This is a genomic window from Stenotrophomonas sp. JAI102 (genome assembly GCF_013409105.1).
GTDB classification, from domain to species: Bacteria; Pseudomonadota; Gammaproteobacteria; order Xanthomonadales; family Xanthomonadaceae; genus Stenotrophomonas; species Stenotrophomonas maltophilia_AA.
In genome coordinates, this window is sequence record NZ_JACCCI010000004.1 from 192,439 (window position 1) to 216,509 (window position 24,071).

Here is a 24,071-nt window from a genome sequence, read left to right on the forward strand (position 1 = left end):
GCAGTGCATCGCTCACCCGGGGTTGTCCACAGCAAACCCCCATCGCTTTCCACGGTGTGTGTGGAAAACCGCGACGGATGCCTGGACAAAATATCGCCACGCCCTGAAAACGTTGCGCTGCATGGCTTGCATGCACTTGTCCACATCAAACCCCCATGGGTTTCCACGGGGTGTGTGGAAAACAGGAAGGCCCACCCGCAACGCGAGGAGCCGGCCAGCGGCCGGCACTACCGGTGCATGAGGAGCCGGCCAGCGGCCGGCCCCACCGGGGCCCACGGAACGACGCTTACAGCGCCGAACCGCCAAACTTGTGCGTGTACTGCAGGTTGATCGTGCGGCCCACCGTATCGAACCAGGACACGTGGTAGTACGGATACGGCGTATACGTCGCATCCTTCGGCGGCAGCTTGTTGGCGATGTTGACCACCGACACCGACAGGCGCGAATGATCGTCGAAGCGGTACTGCAGCGACACGTTGTAACGGTACGTCGCGCCGATCCACGGGCTGTCGCCGCTGTCCGGATCGAAGCTCTGGTCGTAGCTGTCGTAGGTCGGCAGCCTGCCCAGGCGCGAGCCGTACAGCGTGGCCGACCACGCCGCGTTCTCCCAGGTCACGCTCGCACTGGTCTTGGTGCGCGGAATGTCGAAACCGCTGTTGACCGCGAACTGGTCCTCGACCACATCGCCCTCGAACTGCTGGAAATCGTGCGTCTTCACCCAAGTGTGGTTGCCACTGAAGATGAAGTCGCCGATCCCGGTGCCCAGGCGGTAGCGCAGGCCCACGTCGATGCCGCGCGTGGTCTCGCGCGCGATGTTGATCGGGCTCACATGCACGCCATAGAGGCGGCCATCGCTGGTGCGGGTGACCCGGCTGATCGCATCCACGCAGGTCGGCGAGGCCGCATCGGCGCCGCCCAGGCGGCAGGCCGCCTCATCGCGCAGGATCGTGCTCACGTCCATGTCCTGCACCTGGTCGCGCATGTCGATGTCGAACCAGTCCACCGACAGGTCCAGCCCCAGCGCTGGCGACCACACTAAGCCGGCACTCCACGAGGTGCTGGTTTCCGGATCCAGCGTGCGATTGCCTTCGCGCGTGCGGATCAGGTTCTCCTCGTAATCCGAGCAGTCATCACCGCCGTCCACCGCACAGGCGTAATAGTCGTTGGCGCTGGTTTCGTCATTGCCCGGGCCGGCGTACACGTAGTGCAGGTCCGGCGCGCGGAAGGCGGTGCCGTAGGAGCCGCGCACCAGCAGGGTCTCGATCGGGCGCCATTCCAGGCCGCCGCTCCAGGTCGCCTTGCCGATGGTGTTGCCCGAGTAGCGGTACTGGTCGAAGCGGCCGGCCACGCTGAGGTTGAACGTGTCGTGCAGCGGCAGGCGCAGCTCGGCCGCGGTCGCCCAGCGGTTGCGGCTGCCGTGGCCGTCCGAATCCTTCCAGCTGTAGTAGTAGTACTGCGTCGCCAGCGGGTCCGGATTCAGCGCATAGGACTGGTTGCCGAACTCGGCCGTCGCCGCGAAGCCGGCCTTGCCGCCCGGCAGCTCGAACAGCTCGCCGTTGGTCAGGGTCAGCGCGGCGGTATCGGTGCGCGACTTTGGCGTATAGGTGGTGCGTGCGGCGATCGGGTCGTACTCGCTGCGGCTCAGCGGCCGATACAGGCGCGCCGGGTCGGCATTGAAGACCGGGAACACATTGTCGTCGTCATCGGTGTACTCGCCCAGCTGCTCGCCCAGGAACAGCGCATTGGCCTTGGCAGCGATGATCTGCGGCCAGCGGATGCGGGACTGGTACTGGGAGTGGCTCAACGACGCCTCGTATTCCCAGTCCGCACCGAGCGCGCCCTTGAAGCCGGTGGTCACGCTGAAGGTCTTCTGCGTGCTGCGCACCATGCCGTTGTTCAACCCGCCCATTTCTTCCGGGGAGAACTGGCGCTGCCAGAACTCCACCTGGTCGGTGGCCTGGTTGTAGAAGTAACCGTCTTCATTGCCGTCGGCGGCCATGCGGCCCCACTGGGTCACATCGCGCATCAGCGCCAGGTCGTGGTAACCCATCTGCACATCGGCGAACCATTCCGCGCCGTTGTCGAAGGCGTAGCGCAGCGCGGCATAGCCGTTGGCGCCGCGGCGCTTGCTCAGGATCGTGCCGTAGCCGATCGACCGGTCGCTGCCGCAGTAGAAGCCGTAGCGCGCACGCTCGGCGTACTGGGTGCTGCCGTTGTTCTGGCCGGCCAGCGCATCGCAGGTTGCTTGGCCTGGATCGAGGTAGTCATCGTTGTAGTCGGTGCGCAGGTAGGCGCGCCGCGCGGCGCGCGCGCTTTCGGTCGGTGCATCCAGGGTGGAATCCTGCTGGCTGCGCTCATACGCCCACAGCGGCGTCTGCGACTGCAGTTCCAGGCTGTAGACCGCGCTGAAGCGGCCGGCGTCGAAGCCACTGGCGATGCTCATGTCGAAGGACTCACCGCCGCCTTCGCGGGTGGTGCCCATGCGCATGTCGACCGTGGTGCCATCGACCTGCTTCTTCAGGATGAAGTTGACCACGCCGGCGATGGCGTCCGAGCCGTAGATCGCCGAGGCGCTGCCGGTCAGCACTTCGATGCGCTCGATCATCCCGATCGGGATGTTGGAGACGTCGGTGAAGTTGCTGCGGCCCTGGAAGGGCATCGGGAAATCGGCGATGCGGCGGCCGTTGACCAGCACCAGGGTGTGGTTGGGGCCGAGCCCGCGCAGGTCGACCTGCTGCGCACCGGGGGAGAAGTCCGCGCCGCTGGAGGACTGCTGGCTCTGGGTCTCACCCCCGTTCTGGGTCATCGAGCGCAGCACGTCCGGCACGCTGGTGAAGCCGCTGGCCTGGATCTGCTCGGCGGTGATGACGGTGACGGGGGCCGGCCCCTCCACCTGCGCGCGCGGGATGCGCGAGCCGGTGACCTGCACCGTATCCAGTTGCTGCACCCCGGGGGCGGACGTCTGGGCAGCCGCGGTTGCGGCCACACCCATCAACGCCAGCTGGATCGACCACGCCATCGCCTGTTTACGCATGAGAATTCTCGAGAAGAAAGTGTCGGCCTCGAGGGAGGCCTGTCCCCCATTCACATTTCGCGAATGGACGGCGCGCATTTAACGCCTTTTTTACAAGGTTGACCACTGCCAATTTCTCTGGCACGGGGTGGAAGCGCTTACACCTGCGTTTCATGCTCTCTGCCCGCAGCGGCGGGCGCCTGCGCGGGCGACAGCGGTCTACCCACGCCGGGCCGCTGTCGCCATGATGGGGCCCACCCATCAGAGTGCGTTGCCCATGCCCCGTCCAAGCGCGTTGCTGCTCTCGCTGTGTCTGTCGATCCCGCTGGCGGCCACCGCCGCCGAGCCGGTGCTGGTCATCCATGGCGGAGCGGGGGTGGAGCGCAAGGATCTCTCGCCCACCGAGGAAAAAGCCGCGCGCGCGGCCCTGCAGCAGGCGCTGTTGAAAGGGCATGCCGCACTGGCGGCGGGCAGGCCGGCGCTGGAAGCCGTTACTGCGGCGATCACCGTGCTCGAGGACGATCCCAGCTTCAATGCCGGCAAAGGGGCGGTCTTCACCCACGACGGTCGCAATGAACTGGATGCCTCGCTGATGGATGGCGCCACGCTCAAGGCCGGCGCGGTGGCCGGCGTGCAGCGCGTGCGCAATCCGGTCCTGCTCGCCGAAGCGGTGATGCAGCATTCTCCGCACGTGATGATGGTCGGGCAGGGCGCCGAGGCGTTCGCCAGCAGCCAGGGCATCACCCTGGTGGATCCGTCCTACTTCCGCACCGACAAGCGCTGGCAGCAGCTGCAGAAGGCGCTGAAGGAAGAGGCCAGCGGCCAGGCCCATGCGGATCTGGAAACGGCGCGCCACTTCGGCACGGTCGGCGCGGTCGCACTGGACAAGGACGGCAAGCTCGCCGCGGGCACCTCCACCGGCGGCATGACCAACAAGCGTTATGGACGTGTCGGCGACTCACCGATCATCGGCGCCGGCACCTATGCCGATGCAGGGTGTGCGGTGTCCGGCACGGGCTGGGGCGAGTACTACATCCGCACCGCGGCCGCGCACGATATCTGCGCGCGCATGCAGTACCTCAAGCAGGGGCCGGTGGAAGCCGGGCGTGCGGTGATCAACGAGCGCATTCCCGCCCTCGGCGGCGATGGTGGCGCGATCGTGCTCTCCGCCGATGGTCGCGCCGCGACGCCGTTCAACACCAAGGGCATGTATCGCGGCTGGATCGGTGCCGATGGCGTGCCGCACGTGGCCATCTTCGCCAGCGAAACCCTGGCCTTGCCGGGCCAATAGCCCGTCCCGGCAGGGCAATTCGAAATTCATGTGAAAAAATTCAAAAAGGTTGTTGACAGAACCCCCGTTTATCCCCAAAATTCACGGCTCTTCCACCCCACACCGAAAACGCTTCGGCGCCACGGGACAGGGTGGTAAGGAGGGATACCCAAGCGGCCAACGGGGGCAGACTGTAAATCTGCTGGCTTACGCCTTCGGTGGTTCGAATCCACCTCCCTCCACCAGTTTCATGTTGTGGCAAGAGCTTCCGATGCGGGAGTAGTTCAATGGTAGAACCTCAGCCTTCCAAGCTGATGGTGCGGGTTCGATCCCCGTCTCCCGCTCCATTGAATGAGTTTGAATATATTCAAATTCGTGCCATAATACAAAACTCGCTCACGTAGCTCAGTCGGTAGAGCACCTCCTTGGTAAGGAGGAGGTCGAAGGTTCGATTCCTTTCGTGAGCACCATCTAAGTGCCACCAATTCAGACGATTTCGAGATAAGCAGCCATGGCCAAGGGTAAGTTCGAGCGCACCAAGCCGCACGTCAATGTCGGCACCATCGGTCACGTTGACCACGGCAAGACCACGCTGACCGCCGCACTGACCAAGATCGGTGCCGAGCGCTTTGGCGGTGAGTTCAAGGACTACTCGTCGATCGACGCCGCGCCGGAAGAAAAGGCGCGTGGCATCACGATCTCGACCGCACACGTCGAGTACGAATCCACCGAACGTCATTACGCCCACGTCGATTGCCCGGGCCATGCTGACTACGTCAAGAACATGATCACCGGTGCTGCCCAGATGGACGGCGCGATCCTGGTCTGTTCGGCTGCTGACGGCCCGATGCCGCAGACCCGTGAGCACATCCTGCTCTCGCGTCAGGTCGGCGTGCCGTACATCGTCGTCTTCCTGAACAAGGCAGACATGGTCGATGACGCCGAGCTGCTGGAACTGGTTGAAATGGAAGTCCGCGAGCTGCTGAGCAAGTACGACTTCCCGGGCGACGACACCCCGATCATCTCGGGTTCGGCCCGCCTGGCGCTGGAAGGCGACCAGAGCGACATCGGCGTGCCGGCCGTGATCAAGCTGGTCGAGGCTCTCGACAGCTGGATCCCGACCCCGGAGCGCGACATCGACAAGCCGTTCCTGATGCCGGTGGAAGACGTGTTCTCGATCTCGGGCCGCGGCACCGTGGTGACCGGTCGTATCGAGCGCGGCGTGATCAAGGTCGGCGAAGAAATCGAAATCGTCGGTATCCGTCCGGTCCAGAAGACCACCGTCACCGGCGTGGAAATGTTCCGCAAGCTGCTCGACCAGGGTCAGGCAGGCGACAACGCCGGTCTGCTGCTGCGCGGCACCAAGCGTGACGACGTCGAGCGTGGCCAGGTCCTGGCCAAGCCGGGTTCGATCAAGCCGCACACCACCTTCGACGCCGAAGTGTACGTGCTGTCCAAGGACGAAGGCGGCCGTCACACCCCGTTCTTCAAGGGCTACCGTCCGCAGTTCTACTTCCGTACCACCGACATCACCGGCGCTTGCGAACTGCCGGAAGGTGTGGAAATGGTGATGCCGGGCGACAACGTGAAGATGGTTGTCACCCTGATCAACCCGGTCGCCATGGATGAAGGCCTGCGCTTCGCGATCCGCGAAGGCGGCCGTACCGTCGGCGCCGGCGTGGTCTCCAAGATCATCGCGTAATTTTTGCACTACCGGCGGTTGCTTAGCGCTGCCGGTCTCGCGAAAGGCGGGCCGGGAACCTCGGTCCGCCTTCGCCGTCTAAGGGAAGGCAAGTTTTTTCAGTACGCCAGTAGCTCAATTGGCAGAGCAGCGGTCTCCAAAACCGCAGGTTGGGGGTTCGAGTCCCTCCTGGCGTGCCACTTCTCCCTTCCAGCGGCTATGCCGCCACAGTAGCCAGAGCCGGATGAACAGCAAGATCGAGCATTCCAAAGACAACGCCTCCACGGGGGGTGACATCGTCAAGTACGCCGTCGCAGCGATCCTGGTGCTGGCGGGTCTTTTTGCTTGGTATTGGTTCGGTGCTCCTGAGCATGCCTCCCAGAGTGCATGGGCCGGTCCGCTTCGCGGTCTGGCCGTTGTCGTTGGCCTGGTGGCCGGCCTCGGCGTGTTCCTGCTGACCGGCAAGGGTCGCGACACGCGGGAATTCCTTTCCGAATCGCGTTTCGAACTGCGCAAGGTGGTCTGGCCGACGCGCCAGGAAGCCATTCGCATGACCTGGGTGGTGATCGTTGTCGTGATCATCCTCAGCCTGCTGCTGGGCGGATTTGACTTCGTGATTCAGAAATTGACCCAGTGGTTCCTGGGTCGATAAGGAGAAACCAGTGAAGCGTTGGTACGTCGTTCACGCCTATTCGGGCTTCGAAAAGTCGGTTGCGCAGGCTCTGCGCGATCGCATCGTGCGTGACGAGATGCAGGAGCGCTTCGGTGACGTCCTGGTCCCGACCGAGGAAGTGGTTGAGATGCGCGCCGGCCAGAAGCGCCGTTCCGAGCGCAAGTTCTTCCCGGGGTACGTGCTGGTCCAGATCGAGACCCACGAAGAAAACGGGATCCCGCGCATCGACAACGAAAGCTGGCATCTGGTCAAGGACACCTCCAAGGTGATGGGCTTCATCGGCGGCACCGCCGATCGTCCGCTGCCGATCCGTGATGAAGAGGCTGCCGCCATCCTGGACCGCGTTCAGGAAGGTGTGGAAAAGCCCCGTCCGAAGGTGCTGTTCGAGCCGGGCCAGATGGTCCGCGTCACCGAAGGTCCGTTCAACGACTTCAACGGCGTGGTCGAGGAAGTCAACTACGAGAAGAGCCGTCTGCGCGTCTCGGTGCTGATCTTCGGTCGTGCCACCCCGGTGGAGCTCGAGTTCGGCCAGGTCGAAAAGGCCGTCTGAGCCTGAGGCAGCAAGGTTCCGGGCGGCCGCCCGGAACCTGAACAGTCTGCGCCCGCCAGCCCTTGAGGCAAGGGCGGAAGAAACCTGATATAGTGCGCGGCTTCCTGCCAGGAAGCTGGCAAAAAGCAAGGGCCGCCGCGAGGTGGCCTTCTGCGTGAATTCAAAACGCGATGCCGGGACGCGTGATTCCCGGTCCGATGGGGAGCCTGTTGTCGTAAGGCGCTAGCACCCGGAGAGCATACTCATGGCAAAGAAAGTTGTCGGTTACATCAAGCTGCAGGTGAAGGCCGGTCAGGCCAACCCCTCGCCGCCGGTCGGTCCTGCGCTGGGTCAGCGTGGCCTGAACATCATGGAATTCTGCAAGGCCTTCAATGCCGCCACGCAGAAGCTGGAGCCGGGTCTGCCGGTGCCGGTCATCATCACGGCCTACTCGGACCGTACCTTCACCTTCATCACCAAGAGCACCCCGGCTGCCGTGCTGCTCAAGAAGGCTGCAGGCATCTCGTCGGGCTCCAAGCGCCCGAACACCGAGAAGGTGGGCAAGGTGACCCGCAAGCAGCTCGAAGAGATCGCCAAGACCAAGGAAGCAGACCTGACGGCTGCCGATCTGGATGCCGCGGTGCGCACCATCGCCGGTTCTGCCCGTTCCATGGGCCTCGTGGTAGAGGGTTAAGAAGATGGCACAGACCAAGCGTGAGAAGGCCATCAAGGCCGCCGTCGTCCCGGGCAAGGCATATGCCTTCGAGGACGCCATCAAGATCCTGAAGACCGCTACCAAGGCCAAGTTCGTCGAGTCCTTCGACGTCGCTGTGCGCCTGGGCGTGGACGCCAAGAAGTCCGACCAGCAGGTGCGCGGTTCCACCGTGCTGCCGTCCGGTACCGGCAAGAGCGTGCGCGTTGCCGTCTTCGCACCGGCCGGTGCCAAGGCTGACGAAGCCCTGGCCGCTGGCGCCGAAGCCGTGGGCATGGACGACCTGGCCGAGAAGATGCAGGCGGGCGATCTGAACTACGACGTCGTCATCGCGACCCCGGACGCCATGCGCGTCGTGGGCAAGCTGGGCACCGTGCTCGGCCCGCGCGGCCTGATGCCGAACCCGAAGGTCGGCACCGTGTCGGCCAACCCGGGCGAAGCCGTCAAGAATGCCAAGTCGGGTCAGGTGCGTTACCGCACCGACAAGGCCGGCATCATCCATTGCACCATCGGCAAGGCCGACTTCGCCGAAGACGCGCTGAAGTTGAACCTGCAGGCGCTGCTGATGGATCTGGTCAAGGCCAAGCCGGCCACCTCGAAGGGCACCTACCTGCAGAAGGTTTCGGTCAGCTCGACGATGGGCCCGGGCGTGACCATCGACCAGTCCTCGCTGTCGCTGAAGTAATCGTTTCAAGCGGGTGCCGGGCCCCGGTCCGGTACCCGCGATATTTGAAGGCAATCCGAGTGGGGCTCGCCCTGCGGAGATAGCCGTCAAAGACCGCAGGCGCGGTCAGTACATACCGGCGACGGGCAGGGATGCTCGCATTGGCAGGGAGTCGCCGCCGGCGCAGTACCGAACGCTTAATCGATTCCTTCGGGAATCACCCTGCGTAGATGGTGCCCTTCTGGAGTTTTTCTGGTTTACGCACGTCTGGGTCCTCCCAGGTTGGCCATCCAGGTCTAGAACGGCCCACCCTTGGAACATCACCTGATGTTCCCGGTGTCCAGGACGGACGCCGCCCAGGACCGCACACGGCAGGAGCCGTAAGCGGAGTTCAATTGGAGGAGTGCAATGGCTCTCAATCTGTCCCAGAAGCAAGAAGTAGTCGCCGAGCTGGCAGACGTCGCCGCCAAGGCCCACTCCTTGATCGCAGCCGAATACGCTGGCACCACGGTCTCCCAGATGACCGCGATGCGCAAGCAGGCACGCGAAACCGGCGTTTTCTTGAAAGTTGTCAAGAACACGCTGGCGGCACGTGCAGTGGAAGGTACCGAATACGAATGCGCCAAAGACGCACTCGTCGGTCCGCTGCTGTACGCGTTCTCGCTCGAGGAGCCCGGCGCAGCCGGTCGCCTGATCAAGGATTTTGCCAAGACCAACGACAAGCTGCAGGCAAAGGTCGTGGCCATCGGCGGGGAACTGTTCCCGGCTGGCCATGTCGACGTGCTGGCCTCGCTGCCGACCCGTGATCAGGCCCTGGCCATGCTGGCCCGCGTCCTGGCCGAGCCGGCCACGATGTTCGCCCGTGCCGTCAAGGCCGTGGCCGACAAGCAGGGTGGCGGTGAAACCGCTGACGCTGCCGAGCCGGTCGCCGAAACCGCCTGAGTCGACGTTTCCGTGGTTCCGAACGGAACCTCAACCCAGAAAATTATCCAAAGGTAATCAAAATGTCCCTTACCAACGAACAGATCGTCGACGCCATCGCCGAGAAGTCCCTGATGGAAGTGATGGAGCTGGTCAAGGCCATCGAAGAGAAGTTCGGCGTCTCCGCCGCTGCTCCGGTCGCCGCAGCTGCTGCTGCTGGCCCGGCTGCCGCTGTTGAAGAGCAGACCGAATTCGACGTCATCCTGAAGTCGGCCGGCGACAAGAAGGTCGAAGTCATCAAGGCTGTCCGCGCCATCACCGGCCTGGGCCTGAAGGAAGCGAAGGATCTGGCTGAAGCCGGCGGCATGATCAAGGAAGCCGCTTCGAAGGACGACGCTGCCAAGTTCAAGAAGGACCTGGAAGCTGCTGGCGCGACTGTCGAAGTCAAGTAAGCAGTTCCTTGCCTCGCCACCGAATCACGGCGATGCAGCCAAGGCTGGGGGCGTAAGCCCCCGGCCTTTGGTCGTTTCACGCAACACCCGAAATACGAGCCCAACACGGGCTGCGGTCATCCCCGGTCACAGCGGCGCCCAGGCGCGCGGGCAGGGGAGTGGATGCAGACGAGTTGGCAGTTGGAAGTAGCGGGAGAAGGCGTGCTGGTGCCGGCAATACCAGCGACTTCCAACTGACAATTTCAGTTTCCCCTCGGGTCGTGGACGCACGATCCGCACAGCCAAGGTGATACCTCATGACGTCTTATTCGTTCACCGAAAAGAAGCGTATCCGCAAGGATTTCGGCAAGCAGCGCTCGATCCTCGAAGTGCCGTTCCTGCTTGCCATCCAGGTCGATTCCTACCGTGAATTCCTGCAGGAAAACGTCGATCCGGCCAAGCGCACGGACCACGGCCTGCATGCGGCCCTGAAGTCGGTGTTCCCGATTTCCAGCTACAGCGGCAACGCTGCCCTGGAATACGTCGGCTACAAGCTCGGCGATCCGGTGTTCGACGAGCGCGAATGCCGCCAGCGCGGCATGAGCTACGGCGCGCCGCTGCGCGTGACCGTGCGCCTGGTGATCTACGACCGTGAGTCGTCGACCAAGGCCATCAAGTACGTGAAGGAGCAGGAGGTCTACCTCGGCGAAATCCCGCTGATGACCGACAACGGCACCTTCATCGTGAACGGTACCGAGCGCGTGATCGTCTCGCAGCTGCACCGTTCGCCGGGTGTGTTCTTCGACCACGACCGTGGCAAGACCCACAGCTCGGGCAAGCTGCTGTACAGCGCCCGCATCATCCCGTACCGCGGCTCCTGGCTGGACTTCGAGTTCGACCCGAAGGACGCCCTGTTCACCCGTATCGATCGTCGCCGCAAGCTGCCGGTGTCGATCCTGCTGCGTGCGCTGGGTTACAGCAACGAAGAGATGCTGGCCGAGTTCTTCGAGATCAACACGTTCCACATCAACCCCGATGAAGGCGTGCAGCTCGAACTGGTGGCCGAGCGTCTGCGCGGCGAAACCCTGAACTTCGACCTGGCCGATGGCGACAAGGTCATCGTCGAAGCCGGCAAACGCATCACCGCGCGCCACGTCAAGCAGCTGGAAGCCTCGGGCATTGCCGCCCTGGCCGTGCCGGACGATTACATCGTCGGCCGCATCCTGTCGCACGACGTGGTCGATGCCAACACCGGTGAACTGCTGGCCCAGGCCAACGACGAAATCACCGACGAGCAGCTGCAGGCCTTCCGCAAGGCCGGCGTGGATGCCGTGGGCACCCTGTGGGTGAACGATCTGGATCGTGGCCCGTACCTGTCCAACACCCTGCGCATCGATCCGACCAAGACCCAGCTGGAAGCCCTGGTCGAGATCTACCGCATGATGCGTCCGGGCGAGCCGCCGACCAAGGACGCCGCGCAGAACCTGTTCCACAACCTGTTCTTCACCTTCGAGCGCTACGACCTGTCCACGGTCGGCCGCATGAAGTTCAACCGCCGTGTCGGCCGCAAGGCTGTCACCGGCGAAGCCGTGCTCTACGACCGCAAGTACTTCGGCGAGCGCAACGACGAAGAATCCAAGCGCCTGGTCGCCGAGCACGCTGACAGCTCCGACATCCTGGACGTGATCAAGGTCCTGACCGAGATCCGCAACGGTCGTGGCGTGGTCGATGACATCGATCACCTGGGCAACCGTCGCGTGCGTTCGGTCGGTGAAATGGCCGAGAACGTGTTCCGCGTGGGCCTGGTCCGCGTCGAGCGCGCGGTCAAGGAGCGCCTGTCGATGGCCGAATCCGAAGGCCTGACCCCGCAGGAGCTGATCAACGCCAAGCCGGTCGCCGCGGCCATCAAGGAGTTCTTCGGCTCCTCGCAGCTGTCGCAGTTCATGGATCAGAACAACCCGCTGTCGGAAGTGACGCACAAGCGTCGCGTCTCGGCCCTGGGTCCGGGCGGTCTGACCCGCGAACGCGCCGGCTTCGAAGTGCGCGACGTGCATCCGACCCATTACGGCCGCGTCTGCACCATCGAAACGCCGGAAGGCCCGAACATCGGCCTGATCAACTCGCTGGCCGTGTACGCCCGCACCAATCAGTACGGTTTCCTCGAGACCCCGTACCGCAAGGTCGCTGACGGCAAGGTGTCCGACGAGATCGAATTCCTGTCGGCCATCGAAGAAAACGAGTACGTCATCGCCCAGGCCAACGCCCTGACCGATGCCAAGAGCATGCTCACCGAGCAGTTCGTACCGTGCCGCTTCCAGGGTGAGTCGCTGCTCAAGCCGCCGGCAGAAGTCCACTTCATGGACGTCTCGCCGATGCAGACCGTGTCGATCGCTGCCGCGCTCGTCCCGTTCCTGGAGCACGATGACGCCAACCGCGCACTGATGGGCGCCAACATGCAGCGCCAGGCCGTGCCGACCCTGCGTGCCCAGAAGCCGCTGGTGGGTACCGGTATCGAACGCGCCGTGGCCCGTGACTCGGGTGTGACCGTGAACGCCCGTCGTGGCGGCGAGATCGTGCAGATCGACGCCGGCCGCATCGTGGTCAAGGTCAACGAAGTGGAGATCACCGACGCGAGCGATGCCGGCGTGGATATCTACAACCTGATCAAGTACACCCGCTCCAACCAGAACACCTGCATCAACCAGCGTCCGCTGGTGGAAGTGGGCAACGTGGTGGCGCGTGGCGACGTGCTGGCCGATGGTCCGTCCACCGACATCGGCGAACTGGCCCTGGGCCAGAACATGCTGATCGCCTTCATGCCGTGGAACGGCTACAACTTCGAAGACTCCATCCTGCTCTCCGAGCGCGTGGTGGAAGAGGATCGTTACACCACGATCCACATCGAAGAGCTGACCTGCGTCGCGCGTGACACCAAGCTGGGGCCGGAGGAAATCTCCGCCGACATCCCGAACGTCTCCGAGCAGGCACTGAACCGCCTGGACGAGAGCGGCGTGGTGTACATCGGTGCGGAAGTCCGCGCCGGCGACATCATGGTCGGCAAGGTCACCCCGAAGGGCGAGAGCCAGCTGACCCCGGAAGAGAAGCTGCTGCGCGCGATCTTCGGCGAGAAGGCCTCGGACGTGAAGGACAGCTCGCTGCGCGTGCCCCCGGGCATGGACGGCACCGTCATCGACGTGCAGGTCTTCACCCGCGATGGCATCGAGAAGGACAAGCGCGCCCGTCAGATCGAAGAGTCTGAAATCAAGCGCGTCAAGAAGGACTTCGACGACCAGTTCCGCATCCTGGAAGGCGCCATCTACGCCCGTCTGCGCTCGCAGATCGTGGGCAAGGTGGTCAACGGCGGTGCCAACCTGAAGAAGGGCGACACCGTTACCGACGCCTACCTGGACGGCCTGAAGAAGGCCGACTGGTTCGTGCTGCGCATGAAGGATGAGGACGCCTCGGAAGCCATCGAACGCGCCCAGAAGCAGATCCAGGCGCACGAGAAGGAATTCGAGCGTCGCTTCGCCGACAAGCGCGGCAAGATCACCGCGGGCGACGACCTGGCGCCGGGCGTGCTGAAGATGGTCAAGGTGTTCCTGGCCGTGAAGCGTCGCATCCAGCCGGGTGACAAGATGGCAGGCCGCCATGGCAACAAGGGTGTGGTCTCCAACGTGGTGCCGGTCGAAGACATGCCGTACATGGCCTCGGGCGAGACCGTGGACATCGTGCTGAACCCGCTGGGCGTGCCGTCGCGTATGAACATCGGCCAGATTCTGGAAGTGCATCTGGGCTGGGCCGCCAAGGGCCTGGGTCGCAAGATCCAGGGCATGCTGGAAGCCCAGGCCGCGATCAGCGACCTGCGCAAGTTCCTGGACGATGTCTACAACCACGACAAGACCCAGCACGCCAACCACGTCGACCTGACCCAGTTCAGCGACGAGGAGCTGCTGCGCCTGGCCGACAACCTGACCGACGGCGTGCCGATGGCAACGCCGGTGTTCGACGGTGCGACCGAAGCCGAGATCAAGCACATGCTTGCCCTGGCCGACCTGCCGCTGAGCGGCCAGACCCAGCTGTATGACGGCCGCACCGGTGAGGCATTCGATCGCCACACCACCGTGGGCTACATGCACTACCTGAAGCTGAACCACCTGGTCGACGACAAGATGCACGCCCGTTCGACCGGCCCGTACTCGCTCGTTACCCAGCAGCCGCTGGGCGGCAAGGCGCAGTTCGGTGGCCAGCGCTTCGGTGAAATGGAAGTCTGGGCGCTGGAAGCCTACGGCGCGGCCTACACCCTGCAGGAAATGCTGACGGTGAAGTCCGATGACGTGCAGGGCCGCAACCAGATGTACAAGAACATCGTCGACGGTGAGCACGAGATGGTCGCGGGCATGCCGGAATCCTTCAACGTGCTCGTGAAGGAAATCCGCTCGCTGGCCATCAACATGGAACTGGACGGCAACTGATCGTGCAGGCGCGGCTGCCCCGGCAGCCGCGCCGCCGGATCTGAACCGACAGCCCCATCGACAAGATTTCCTCCTTTCGGAGAAACACCATGAAAGACTTGCTCAACCTCTTCAACCAGCAGCGCCAGACGCTGGACTTCGACGCGATCAAGATCGCGCTGGCCTCGCCGGACCTGATCCGTTCGTGGTCCTTCGGCGAAGTGAAGAAGCCGGAAACCATCAACTACCGTACGTTCAAGCCGGAACGTGACGGCCTGTTCTGCGCCGCCATCTTCGGACCGGTCAAGGACTACGAGTGCCTGTGCGGCAAGTACAAGCGCATGAAGCACCGCGGCGTGGTCTGCGAAAAGTGCGGCACCGAAGTCACCCTGGCCAAGGTGCGTCGCGAGCGCATGGGTCACATCGACCTGGCCTCGCCGGTCGCGCACATCTGGTTCCTCAAGTCGCTGCCGTCGCGCATCGGCCTGATGCTGGACATGACCCTGCGTGACATCGAGCGCGTGCTGTACTTCGAAGCCTACGTGGTGACCGAGCCGGGCCTGACCGCCCTGGAACGCCGCCAGCTGCTGACCGAAGAACAGTACCTGCAGGCCCGCCAGGAACACGGCGACGACTTCGATGCCGCCATGGGCGCCGAGGCCGTGTACGAGCTGCTGCGCACGATCGACCTGCAGTCGGAAATGACCCGCCTGCGCGAAGAAATCGCCAGCACCGGTTCGGAAACCAAGCTCAAGCGACTGACCAAGCGCATCAAGCTGGTCGAGGCCTTCCTCGAGTCGGGCAACCGTCCGGAGTGGATGGTCATGACCGTGCTGCCGGTGCTGCCGCCGGACCTGCGTCCGCTGGTGCCGCTGGACGGTGGCCGCTTCGCGACCTCCGATCTGAACGACCTGTACCGCCGCGTCATCAACCGCAACAACCGCCTGCGTCGCCTGCTCGAGCTGAACGCGCCGGACATCATCGTGCGCAATGAAAAGCGCATGCTGCAGGAATCGGTCGATGCGCTGCTGGACAACGGCCGTCGCGGCCGTGCCATCACCGGCACCAACAAGCGCCCGCTGAAGTCGCTGGCCGACATGATCAAGGGCAAGCAGGGTCGCTTCCGCCAGAACCTGCTGGGCAAGCGCGTCGACTACTCGGGCCGTTCGGTCATCGTGGTCGGTCCGTACCTGCGCCTGCACCAGTGCGGCCTGCCGAAGAAGATGGCGCTTGAGCTGTTCAAGCCGTTCGTCTTCGCCAAGCTGCAGCGTCGTGGCCTGGCCACCACCATCAAGGCCGCCAAGAAGCTGGTCGAGCGCGAAGAAGCCGAAGTCTGGGACATCCTGGAAGAGGTCATCCGCGAACATCCGGTGATGCTGAACCGTGCGCCGACCCTGCACCGTCTGGGCATCCAGGCGTTCGAGCCGGTCCTGATCGAAGGCAAGGCCATCCAGCTGCACCCGCTGGTCTGCACCGCGTTCAACGCCGACTTCGACGGTGACCAGATGGCCGTCCACGTGCCGCTCTCGCTGGAAGCCCAGCTGGAAGCGCGTGCGCTGATGATGTCCACCAACAACATCCTGTCGCCGGCCAACGGCGAGCCGATCATCGTGCCGTCGCAGGACGTCGTGCTGGGTCTGTACTACATGACCCGCTCGCTGGTGAACAAGAAGGGCGAGGGCATGGCCTTCGCCAACATCGCCGAAGTCAAGCGCGCCTACGACAACCGCGTGGTGGAACTGCACGCGCGCGTCAAGGTCCGCATCACCGAAGTGGTGACCGACGAGGAAGGCAACAAGCAGAACAAGACCTCGATCGTGGACACCACGATCGGTCGCGCCCTGCTGGCTGAAATCCTGCCGGAAGGCCTGCCGTTCGCGCTGGCCAACACCGAGCTGACCAAGAAGAACATCAGCCGCCTGATCAACTCCAGCTACCGTCAGCTGGGCTTGAAGGACACGGTCGTGTTCGCCGACAAGCTGATGTACACCGGCTTCGCCTACGCCACCCGCGCCGGCGTGTCGATCGGCATCGACGACATGCTGATCCCGGACGAGAAGCGCGGCATCCTCACCGAGGCCGAAGCCGAAGTCCTGGAAATCCAGGAGCAGTACCAGTCGGGCCTGGTCACCGCCGGCGAGCGCTACAACAAGGTGGTCGACATCTGGTCGCGCACCAATGAGCGCATCGCCAAGGCGATGATGGACACCATCGGTACCGAGAAGGTGGTCAATGCCGAAGGCGAGACCATCGACCAGAAGTCGATGAACTCGCTGTACATCATGGCCGACTCCGGTGCGCGTGGTTCGCAGGCGCAGATCCGTCAGCTGGCCGGTATGCGCGGCCTGATGGCGCGTCCGGATGGCTCGATCATCGAAACGCCCATCAAGGCGAACTTCCGTGAAGGCCTGAACGTGCAGGAGTACTTCAACTCCACCCACGGTGCCCGTAAGGGTCTGGCCGATACCGCGCTGAAGACGGCGAACTCGGGTTACCTGACCCGTCGTCTGGTCGACGTGGCGCAGGACGTGGTCATCACCGAGGTGGATTGCGGTACCACCGAAGGCCTGACCATGACCCCTATCGTGGAAGGCGGCGACGTCGTGGAGCCGTTGAAGGACCGCGTGCTGGGTCGTGTCGTGGCCGAGGACGTGTTCCTGCCGGGCAACGACGAAGATCCGATCGTGACCCGCAACACCCTGCTCGACGAAGCCTGGGTGGCCAAGCTGGAAGATGCTTCCGTGCAGTCGGTCAAGGTCCGTTCGACCATCAGCTGCGCCTCGCCGTTCGGCGTCTGCGCACACTGCTACGGTCGCGATCTGGCCCGTGGCCACATCGTCAACATCGGCGAAGCGGTCGGCGTCATCGCCGCGCAGTCGATCGGTGAGCCGGGTACCCAGCTGACCATGCGTACGTTCCACATCGGTGGTGCGGCGTCGCGAGCTGCTGCGGTCGACAACATCACCGTCAAGACCACCGGTTCGGTGAAGTTCAACAACCTGAAGTCGGTCGAGCACGCCAGCGGTTCGCTGGTGGCGGTCTCGCGTTCGGGCGAAATGTCGGTGCTCGATGCCCACGGCCGTGAGCGTGAGCGTTACAAGCTGCCGTACGGCGCGACCATCACGTCCAAGGACGGCGATGCGGTCAAGGCTGGCCAGACCGTGGCCAACTGGGACCCGCATAACCACCCGATCGTGTCGGAAGTGGCAGGTTTCATCCGCTTCATCGACTTCATCGACGGCGTCACCGTCATCGAGAAGACCGACGAACTGACCGGCCTGGCATCGCGTGAAATCACCGATCCGAAGCGTCGTGGTTCGCAGGCGAAGGACCTGCGCCCGATCGTGCGCATCGTGGACAAGAACGGCAACGATCTGACCATTCCGAACACGGATCTGCCGGCGCAGTACCTGCTGCCGCCGCGCTCGATCGTCAACCTGCAGGACGGCGCCGCCGTCGGCGTGGGTGACGTGGTCGCCAAGATCCCGCAGGAAGCGTCCAAGACCCGCGACATCACCGGTGGTCTGCCGCGCGTCGCCGATCTGTTCGAAGCACGCAAGCCGAAGGATCCGGCGATCCTGGCCGAGCGTTCGGGCATCATCAGCTTCGGCAAGGACACCAAGGGCAAGCAGCGCCTGATCATCAAGGACACCGATGGTTCGGAACACGAAGAGCTGATCCCGAAGTACCGTCAGGTGATCGTGTTCGAAGGCGAGCACGTGACCAAGGGCGAAACCATCGTGGACGGCGAGCCGAGCCCGCAGGACATCCTGCGTCTGCTGGGTGTCGAACCGCTGGCGGCCTACCTGGTCAAGGAAATCCAGGACGTGTACCGCCTGCAGGGCGTGAAGATCAACGACAAGCACATCGAGGTGATCACCCGCCAGATGCTGCGCAAGGTCGAGATCACCGACCAGGGCACCAGCAAGTTCCTGAATGGCGAGCAGGCCGAGCGCCAGCGCGTCATCGAGGAAAATGCCCGCCTGGCCACCCGCAACGAGCTGCCGGCCCGTTTCGATCCGGTCCTGCTGGGTATCACCAAGGCTTCGCTGGCGACCGAGTCGTTCATCTCGGCGGCGTCGTTCCAGGAAACCACCCGCGTGCTGACCGAAGCGGCTGTTCGCGGCACCTCGGACAACCTGCGCGGCCTGAAGGAAAACGTCATCGTCGGCCGTCTGATCCCGGCCGGTACGGGCCTTGCGTACCACGCCAACCGACGTCGCAACGCCTCCGGGCTGACCGACTCGGAAATGCAGACCCTGTCCGGCAGCACGCCGGCCGTGGCTGAAGTGGCCGCAGTGGCCGCCGTGGCGGTCGAGCCGACCGAAGCTGAACAGGCTCCGGGCAGCGACGAGTAATACGCAGTCCCGGCTCCGGCCGGGACCGCGGCAGGGCAGGGCGCCGACTCCGGTCGGCCCCTTCCCGGCAAATCGACGGCACCGGCCACTGGCCGGATGCCTGCCGATGAGGTAGGATGCCCGCCGGTCTTTCAACGGACCGGCTTGACAACCTGAACGGGGGGCATGGAAAAGGCTCCCCTGTAACGGCCCGGGATCAGGGCTGGCTTGGCGCGTGCGCATTTGACTGCGTTTTCGCCGGGTTGCTACAATCGTCTGTCTCAGCAGGCCGGTCTTTCGCCTGCTCGCACATTTCCGCATTCATGGCCAGTCTTTTCATTGGCCTCTCTCAGAAGAACATACTGATGGCGACGATCAATCAGCTTGTCCGCAAGCCGCGGCAGGCAACCACTTATAAGAGTGCCTCCCCGGCGCTCGATAAGTGCCCCCAGCGCCGTGGTGTCTGCACGCGCGTGTACACCACCACTCCGAAGAAGCCGAACTCGGCGCTTCGCAAGGTTGCCAAGGTTCGCCTGACCAACCAGGAAGAAGTGATTAGCTACATCGGCGGCGAAGGCCACAACCTGCAGGAACACTCCGTGGTCCTGATCCGTGGCGGCCGCGTCAAGGATCTGCCGGGTGTGCGTTACCACACCGTGCGTGGCTCGCTGGACGCCTCCGGCGTTGCCAAGCGTCGCCAGGGCCGTTCCAAGTACGGCGCCAAGCGTCCGAAGAGCTAAGGGAAAGTACACATGTCTCGTAAAGGTAATACGCCGCAGCGCTCTGTCCTGCCGGATCCGAAGCACGGAAGTGAAACCATCGCTCGTTTCATCAATATGGTGATGCTGAGCGGCAAGAAGTCGGTCGCTGAAAAGATCGTCTACGGTGCCATGGACGTGATCGGCGAAAAGAACCCGAATTCCGTCGAGCTGGTTCAGAAGGCTCTGGAAAACGTGGCTCCGTCGGTCGAAGTCAAGTCCCGCCGTGTCGGTGGTGCGACCTACCAGGTGCCGGTCGAAGTGCGTTCGTCGCGCAAGATGGCCCTGGCCATGCGTTGGCTGATCGACTCGGCTCGCAAGCGTGGTGAGAACACCATGCCGAAGAAGCTGGCTGCCGAACTGCTGGACGCCTCGGAAAATCGTGGTGGCGCCATCAAGAAGCGCGAAGAAACCCACCGCATGGCCGAAGCCAACAAGGCATTCGCCCACTACCGCTGGTGAGTTTGACGGCCTTGCAAAACAGGCACGGCAGCACCATCTAGGTGCTGCCCCGCGGCACCTGGGGTGTCGCGCCAATCCGAAGGCCGCCGAAAGGCGGCGTTCGGCCATCCGAATTCCAAGAAATCGAGAGGCTCCCGTGGCCCGCACCACTCCCATCGAGCGTTACCGCAATTTCGGCATCATGGCCCACATCGATGCCGGCAAGACCACCACGTCCGAGCGCATCCTGTTCTACACCGGCAAGAGCCACAAAATCGGTGAAGTGCACGACGGCGCTGCCACCATGGACTGGATGGAGCAGGAGCAGGAGCGTGGCATCACGATCCAGTCCGCTGCCACCACCGCGTTCTGGAAGGGCATGGACAAGTCCCTGCCGGAGCACCGCTTCAACATCATCGACACCCCCGGACACGTCGACTTCACCATCGAAGTGGAGCGCTCGCTGCGCGTGCTTGACGGTGCCGTCTTCGTGCTGTGCGCCGTTGGTGGCGTGCAGCCGCAGTCGGAAACCGTGTGGCGCCAGGCCAACCGTTACAAGGTGCCGCGCATCGCGTTCGTCAACAAGATGGACCGCACCGGCGCGAACTTCACCAAGGTCGTTGGCCAGCTGAAGGCCAAGCTGGGTGCCGTCGCGGTGCCGATGCAGCTGCCGATCGGCGCTGAAGACAACTTCAAGGGCGTCGTCGACCTGATCAAGATGAAGGCCATCCATTGGGATGAAGCCTCGCAGGGCATGAAGTTCGAGTACCTGGAGATCCCGGCGGACATGCAGGCGGAGGCCGAAGAGGCCCGCACCTACATGATCGAAGCCGCGGCTGAAGCCAGCGAAGAGCTGATGGAAAAGTACCTGGGCGGCGAAGAGCTGACCGAGGCCGAAATCGTCGAAGCCCTGCGCGTGCGCACCCTGGCCACCGACATCGTGCCGATGTACTGCGGCTCGGCGTTCAAGAACAAGGGCGTGCAGGCCATGCTGGACGGCGTGGTGCAGTTGCTGCCGTCGCCGATCGACGTGCCGGACGTGACCGGTACCGACGTGGACGATGAAACCATCGCCCTGAGCCGCAAGTCCGATGACAAGGCACCGTTCTCGGCGCTGGCCTTCAAGATCATCACCGACCCGTTCGTCGGCGCGCTGACCTTCTTCCGTGTCTACTCGGGCACGCTGAATGCCGGCGACCAGCTGCTGAACTCGGTGAAGGGCAAGAAGGAGCGCATCGGCCGCATCCTGCAGATGCATTCCAACGATCGCGAAGAGATCAAGGAAGTGCTGGCCGGTGACATCGCCGCGGCGGTGGGTCTGAAGGACACCACCACCGGTGACACCCTGTGCTCGCAGGACCACCCGATCATCCTGGAGCGCATGGTGTTCCCGGAGCCGGTCATCTCGATGGCCGTCGAACCGAAGACCAAGTCCGACCAGGAAAAGATGGGTCTGGCCCTCGGCCGTCTGGCCCAGGAAGATCCGTCGTTCCGCGTCAAGACCGACGAAGAATCCGGCCAGACCATCATCTCGGGCATGGGCGAGCTGCACCTGGACATCATCGTGGATCGCATGAAGCGCGAGTTCAACGTTGAAGCCAACGTCGGCAAGCCGCAGGTTGCGTACCGCGAAACCATCCAGGCCGCGGACGTCAAGTCGGACTACAAGCACGCCAAGCAGTCCGGTGGTAAGGGTCAGTACGGTCACGTCGTGATCGAGCTGTCGCCGATCACCGCCGAAGATCGTGCCGACCCGAAGATCGGGCCGCTGATCAAGGACGACTTCCTGTTCATCAACGACATCACCGGCGGCGTGATTCCGAAGGAATTCATTCCGTCGATCGAAAAGGGCCTGCGCGAAACCATCACCAGCGGTCCGCTGGCGGGCTTCCCGGTCGTGGACGTCAAGGTCAAGCTGGTGTTCGGCTCGTACCACGACGTCGACTCCTCGGAAATGGCGTTCAAGCTGGCCGCCTCGATGGCCTTCAAGCAGGGCTTCTCCAAGGCCAAGCCGGTCCTGCTGGAGCCGATCATGAAGGTCGAGATCGTGACCCCGAGCGACTATCAGGGTGACGTGATGGGCGACGTCAGCCGTCGTCGCGGCATGCTGCAGGGTTCGAGCGTGACCGGTGACGGTTCGGCTGAAATCATCAATGCGATGATTCCGCTGGGTGAAATGTTCGGCTACGCGACCTCGCTGCGTTCGCAGACCCAGGGTCGTGCAACGTTCACGATGGAATTCGACCATTACGAGCCGGCTCCGTCGAACATCGCCGAATCCGTGGTCAAGAAGTCCTGAGCATAAGCTCAGGACTCCACCTCATTCTTTTCTGATATCCAAGGTATACAACAATGGCAAAGGGTAAGTTCGAGCGCACCAAGCCGCACGTCAACGTCGGCACTATCGGTCACGTCGATCACGGCAAGACCACGCTGACCGCTGCACTGACCAAGATCGGTGCCGAGCGCTTCGGTGGCGAGTTCAAGGATTACTCCTCGATCGACGCCGCGCCGGAAGAAAAGGCACGTGGCATCACGATCTCGACCGCACACGTCGAGTACGAATCCACCGAACGTCATTACGCCCACGTCGATTGCCCGGGCCATGCTGACTACGTCAAGAACATGATCACCGGTGCTGCCCAGATGGACGGCGCGATCCTGGTCTGTTCGGCTGCTGACGGCCCGATGCCGCAGACCCGTGAGCACATCCTGCTCTCGCGTCAGGTCGGCGTGCCGTACATCGTCGTCTTCCTGAACAAGGCAGACATGGTTGATGACGCCGAGCTGCTGGAACTGGTCGAAATGGAAGTCCGCGAGCTGCTGAGCAAGTACGACTTCCCGGGTGACGACACCCCGATCATCTCGGGTTCGGCCCGCCTGGCGCTGGAAGGCGACCAGAGCGACATCGGCGTGCCGGCCGTGATCAAGCTGGTCGAGGCTCTCGACAGCTGGATCCCGACCCCGGAGCGCGACATCGACAAGCCGTTCCTGATGCCGGTGGAAGACGTGTTCTCGATCTCGGGCCGCGGCACCGTGGTGACCGGTCGTATCGAGCGCGGCGTGATCAAGGTCGGCGAAGAAATCGAAATCGTCGGTATCCGTCCGGTCCAGAAGACCACTGTCACCGGCGTGGAAATGTTCCGCAAGCTGCTCGACCAGGGTCAGGCAGGCGACAACGCCGGTCTGCTGCTGCGCGGCACCAAGCGTGACGACGTCGAGCGTGGCCAGGTCCTGGCCAAGCCGGGTTCGATCAAGCCGCACACCACCTTCGACGCCGAAGTGTACGTGCTGTCCAAGGACGAAGGCGGCCGTCACACCCCGTTCTTCAAGGGCTACCGTCCGCAGTTCTACTTCCGTACCACCGACATCACCGGCGCTTGCGAACTGCCGGAAGGTGTGGAAATGGTGATGCCGGGCGACAACGTGAAGATGGTTGTCACCCTGATCAACCCGGTCGCCATGGATGAAGGCCTGCGCTTCGCGATCCGCGAAGGCGGCCGTACCGTCGGCGCCGGCGTGGTCTCCAAGATCATCGCGTAATCTGCTAGAATCTGCGCCCCGATGTTGCCTGGGTAGGGCATCGGGGCGTAACCAAACGGGAAAAGAGGCGCAGGATGCTCCTCGTGTTCCCCAGACCAGGAAGGGTCGCGCCATTCAGGCTTTGTCAACAGTACCCCTGTTGACTGCCAACTTGTATGCGCGCTATACTTTTTGTCTGGGCAGATCGGGAGACCGGTCTGCCTCGATTTTTGAGGTCTACGGAAAGATCTTGTCGCCGCGCAGGAATGTGCGGCGTCTGCATTCAGGATATTCATGGGACAAGGCAACCCAGAGGCCTTGTCCGTCGCTCTTTTAACGAAGGAACCCACCGTCATGGCGGACCAAAAGATCCGGATTCGGCTGAAGGCGTTCGATCATCGTTTGATCGACCGTTCGGCCAGCGAGATCGTAGAAACGGCAAAGCGGACCGGCGCGCAAGTGCGTGGCCCGATCCCCCTGCCGACCAAGATCGAGCGTTACACCATTCTCGTCTCGCCGCACGTCGACAAAGACGCGCGTGACCAGTACGAGACCCGCACGCATAAGCGCGTGCTCGATATCGTTGACCCGAACGACAAGACCGTGGACGCGCTGATGAAGCTCGAACTGGCTGCCGGCGTCGACGTTCAGATCAAGCTGACCTGAGG

16 protein-coding genes and 4 tRNA genes are annotated in these 24,071 nt (G+C 63.4%); 19 read left to right on the forward strand and 1 reads right to left on the reverse strand.

Annotated elements, in window-relative coordinates; translation table 11 throughout:
* Positions 1–286 precede the first annotated feature (286 nt).
* Entirely contained in the window at positions 287–3,034 is a 2,748-nt protein-coding gene (locus tag HDC96_RS15905; RefSeq protein ID WP_179460846.1) for a TonB-dependent receptor, read from the reverse strand.
* A 256-nt stretch (positions 3,035–3,290) separates the two neighbouring features.
* Here HDC96_RS15905 and HDC96_RS15910 point away from each other — a divergent pair, with 256 nt between their 5' ends.
* The 19 genes from HDC96_RS15910 (at position 3,291) to rpsJ (ending at position 24,069) form a co-directional block, all read left to right on the forward strand.
* Positions 3,291–4,304 (forward strand): isoaspartyl peptidase/L-asparaginase, encoded by a 1,014-nt coding sequence (locus HDC96_RS15910; RefSeq protein WP_179460847.1) that lies wholly within the window; start codon positions 3,291–3,293, stop codon positions 4,302–4,304.
* Positions 4,305–4,442: 138 nt separating this feature from the next.
* Positions 4,443–4,528 (forward strand) — tRNA-Tyr (locus HDC96_RS15915).
* 28 nt (positions 4,529–4,556) lie between these two features.
* Positions 4,557–4,630 (forward strand) — tRNA-Gly (locus tag HDC96_RS15920).
* A 47-nt stretch (positions 4,631–4,677) separates the two neighbouring features.
* Positions 4,678–4,753: transfer RNA gene (locus HDC96_RS15925), tRNA-Thr, on the forward strand.
* Between the two features lie 41 nt (positions 4,754–4,794).
* A complete protein-coding gene (tuf, locus tag HDC96_RS15930) occupies positions 4,795–5,985 on the forward strand; it encodes an elongation factor Tu (protein ID WP_179460848.1) in 1,191 nt (396 codons plus the stop codon).
* Positions 5,986–6,088: 103 nt separating this feature from the next.
* Positions 6,089–6,164: transfer RNA gene (locus HDC96_RS15935), tRNA-Trp, on the forward strand.
* Positions 6,165–6,208: 44 nt separating this feature from the next.
* Entirely contained in the window at positions 6,209–6,616 is a 408-nt protein-coding gene (secE, locus tag HDC96_RS15940; RefSeq protein ID WP_121044666.1) for a preprotein translocase subunit SecE, read from the forward strand.
* A 10-nt stretch (positions 6,617–6,626) separates the two neighbouring features.
* Positions 6,627–7,187: a transcription termination/antitermination protein NusG gene (gene nusG / locus HDC96_RS15945; protein ID WP_019186115.1), complete on the forward strand. Its 561-nt coding sequence runs from the start codon at positions 6,627–6,629 to the stop codon at positions 7,185–7,187.
* A gap of 244 nt (positions 7,188–7,431) precedes the next feature.
* The gene (rplK, locus tag HDC96_RS15950; protein ID WP_019186116.1) at positions 7,432–7,860 is read left to right on the forward strand and encodes a 50S ribosomal protein L11; all 429 of its coding nucleotides are present in this window, start codon (positions 7,432–7,434) and stop codon (positions 7,858–7,860) included.
* Positions 7,861–7,864: 4 nt separating this feature from the next.
* The gene (rplA, locus tag HDC96_RS15955) at positions 7,865–8,563 is read left to right on the forward strand and encodes a 50S ribosomal protein L1 (RefSeq protein ID WP_121044663.1); all 699 of its coding nucleotides are present in this window, start codon (positions 7,865–7,867) and stop codon (positions 8,561–8,563) included.
* Positions 8,564–8,950: 387 nt separating this feature from the next.
* A complete protein-coding gene (rplJ, locus tag HDC96_RS15960) occupies positions 8,951–9,484 on the forward strand; it encodes a 50S ribosomal protein L10 (protein ID WP_121044660.1) in 534 nt (177 codons plus the stop codon).
* Positions 9,485–9,546: 62 nt separating this feature from the next.
* Positions 9,547–9,915, forward strand: coding sequence for a 50S ribosomal protein L7/L12 (gene rplL / locus HDC96_RS15965; protein WP_019186119.1), 369 nt, complete (start codon positions 9,547–9,549; stop codon positions 9,913–9,915).
* A gap of 296 nt (positions 9,916–10,211) precedes the next feature.
* Positions 10,212–14,366 carry a DNA-directed RNA polymerase subunit beta gene (rpoB, locus tag HDC96_RS15970; protein WP_179460849.1) on the forward strand — a complete coding sequence of 1,385 codons (4,155 nt, stop codon included), beginning with the start codon at positions 10,212–10,214 and terminating at the stop codon, positions 14,364–14,366.
* A gap of 89 nt (positions 14,367–14,455) precedes the next feature.
* Positions 14,456–18,703: a DNA-directed RNA polymerase subunit beta' gene (gene rpoC, locus HDC96_RS15975; RefSeq protein ID WP_179460850.1), complete on the forward strand. Its 4,248-nt coding sequence runs from the start codon at positions 14,456–14,458 to the stop codon at positions 18,701–18,703.
* Between the two features lie 344 nt (positions 18,704–19,047).
* Positions 19,048–19,422 (forward strand): 30S ribosomal protein S12, encoded by a 375-nt coding sequence (rpsL, locus tag HDC96_RS15980; RefSeq protein ID WP_017356008.1) that lies wholly within the window; start codon positions 19,048–19,050, stop codon positions 19,420–19,422.
* Positions 19,423–19,434: 12 nt separating this feature from the next.
* Complete coding sequence (rpsG, locus tag HDC96_RS15985; protein WP_019186122.1) at positions 19,435–19,902, forward strand: 30S ribosomal protein S7; 468 nt, start codon at positions 19,435–19,437, stop codon at positions 19,900–19,902.
* A 136-nt stretch (positions 19,903–20,038) separates the two neighbouring features.
* A complete protein-coding gene (fusA, locus tag HDC96_RS15990; RefSeq protein WP_176990873.1) occupies positions 20,039–22,180 on the forward strand; it encodes an elongation factor G in 2,142 nt (713 codons plus the stop codon).
* Positions 22,181–22,233: 53 nt separating this feature from the next.
* Positions 22,234–23,424, forward strand: coding sequence for an elongation factor Tu (tuf, locus tag HDC96_RS15995; RefSeq protein WP_179460848.1), 1,191 nt, complete (start codon positions 22,234–22,236; stop codon positions 23,422–23,424).
* A gap of 333 nt (positions 23,425–23,757) precedes the next feature.
* Positions 23,758–24,069 (forward strand): 30S ribosomal protein S10, encoded by a 312-nt coding sequence (gene rpsJ / locus HDC96_RS16000; RefSeq protein WP_010341589.1) that lies wholly within the window; start codon positions 23,758–23,760, stop codon positions 24,067–24,069.
* Positions 24,070–24,071 lie beyond the last annotated feature (2 nt).

Excerpts from the sequence above, each read along its gene's own strand:
- rplA (WP_121044663.1), top strand. The coding sequence starts at position 7,865 with ATGGCACAGACCAAGCGTGAGAAGGCCATCAAGGCCGCCGTCGTCCCG.
- HDC96_RS15910 (WP_179460847.1), top strand. The coding sequence starts at position 3,291 with ATGCCCCGTCCAAGCGCGTTGCTGCTCTCGCTGTGTCTGTCGATCCCG.
- tuf (WP_179460848.1), top strand. The coding sequence starts at position 4,795 with ATGGCCAAGGGTAAGTTCGAGCGCACCAAGCCGCACGTCAATGTCGGC.
- rplJ (WP_121044660.1), top strand. The coding sequence starts at position 8,951 with ATGGCTCTCAATCTGTCCCAGAAGCAAGAAGTAGTCGCCGAGCTGGCA.
- rplL (WP_019186119.1), top strand. The coding sequence starts at position 9,547 with ATGTCCCTTACCAACGAACAGATCGTCGACGCCATCGCCGAGAAGTCC.
- rplK (WP_019186116.1), top strand. The coding sequence starts at position 7,432 with ATGGCAAAGAAAGTTGTCGGTTACATCAAGCTGCAGGTGAAGGCCGGT.
- rpsL (WP_017356008.1), top strand. The coding sequence starts at position 19,048 with ATGGCGACGATCAATCAGCTTGTCCGCAAGCCGCGGCAGGCAACCACT.
- rpoC (WP_179460850.1), top strand. The coding sequence starts at position 14,456 with ATGAAAGACTTGCTCAACCTCTTCAACCAGCAGCGCCAGACGCTGGAC.
- secE (WP_121044666.1), top strand. The coding sequence starts at position 6,209 with ATGAACAGCAAGATCGAGCATTCCAAAGACAACGCCTCCACGGGGGGT.
- tuf (WP_179460848.1), top strand. The coding sequence starts at position 22,234 with ATGGCAAAGGGTAAGTTCGAGCGCACCAAGCCGCACGTCAACGTCGGC.
- rpoB (WP_179460849.1), top strand. The coding sequence starts at position 10,212 with ATGACGTCTTATTCGTTCACCGAAAAGAAGCGTATCCGCAAGGATTTC.
- rpsJ (WP_010341589.1), top strand. The coding sequence starts at position 23,758 with ATGGCGGACCAAAAGATCCGGATTCGGCTGAAGGCGTTCGATCATCGT.
- HDC96_RS15905 (WP_179460846.1), bottom strand. The coding sequence starts at position 3,034 with ATGCGTAAACAGGCGATGGCGTGGTCGATCCAGCTGGCGTTGATGGGT.
- rpsG (WP_019186122.1), top strand. The coding sequence starts at position 19,435 with ATGTCTCGTAAAGGTAATACGCCGCAGCGCTCTGTCCTGCCGGATCCG.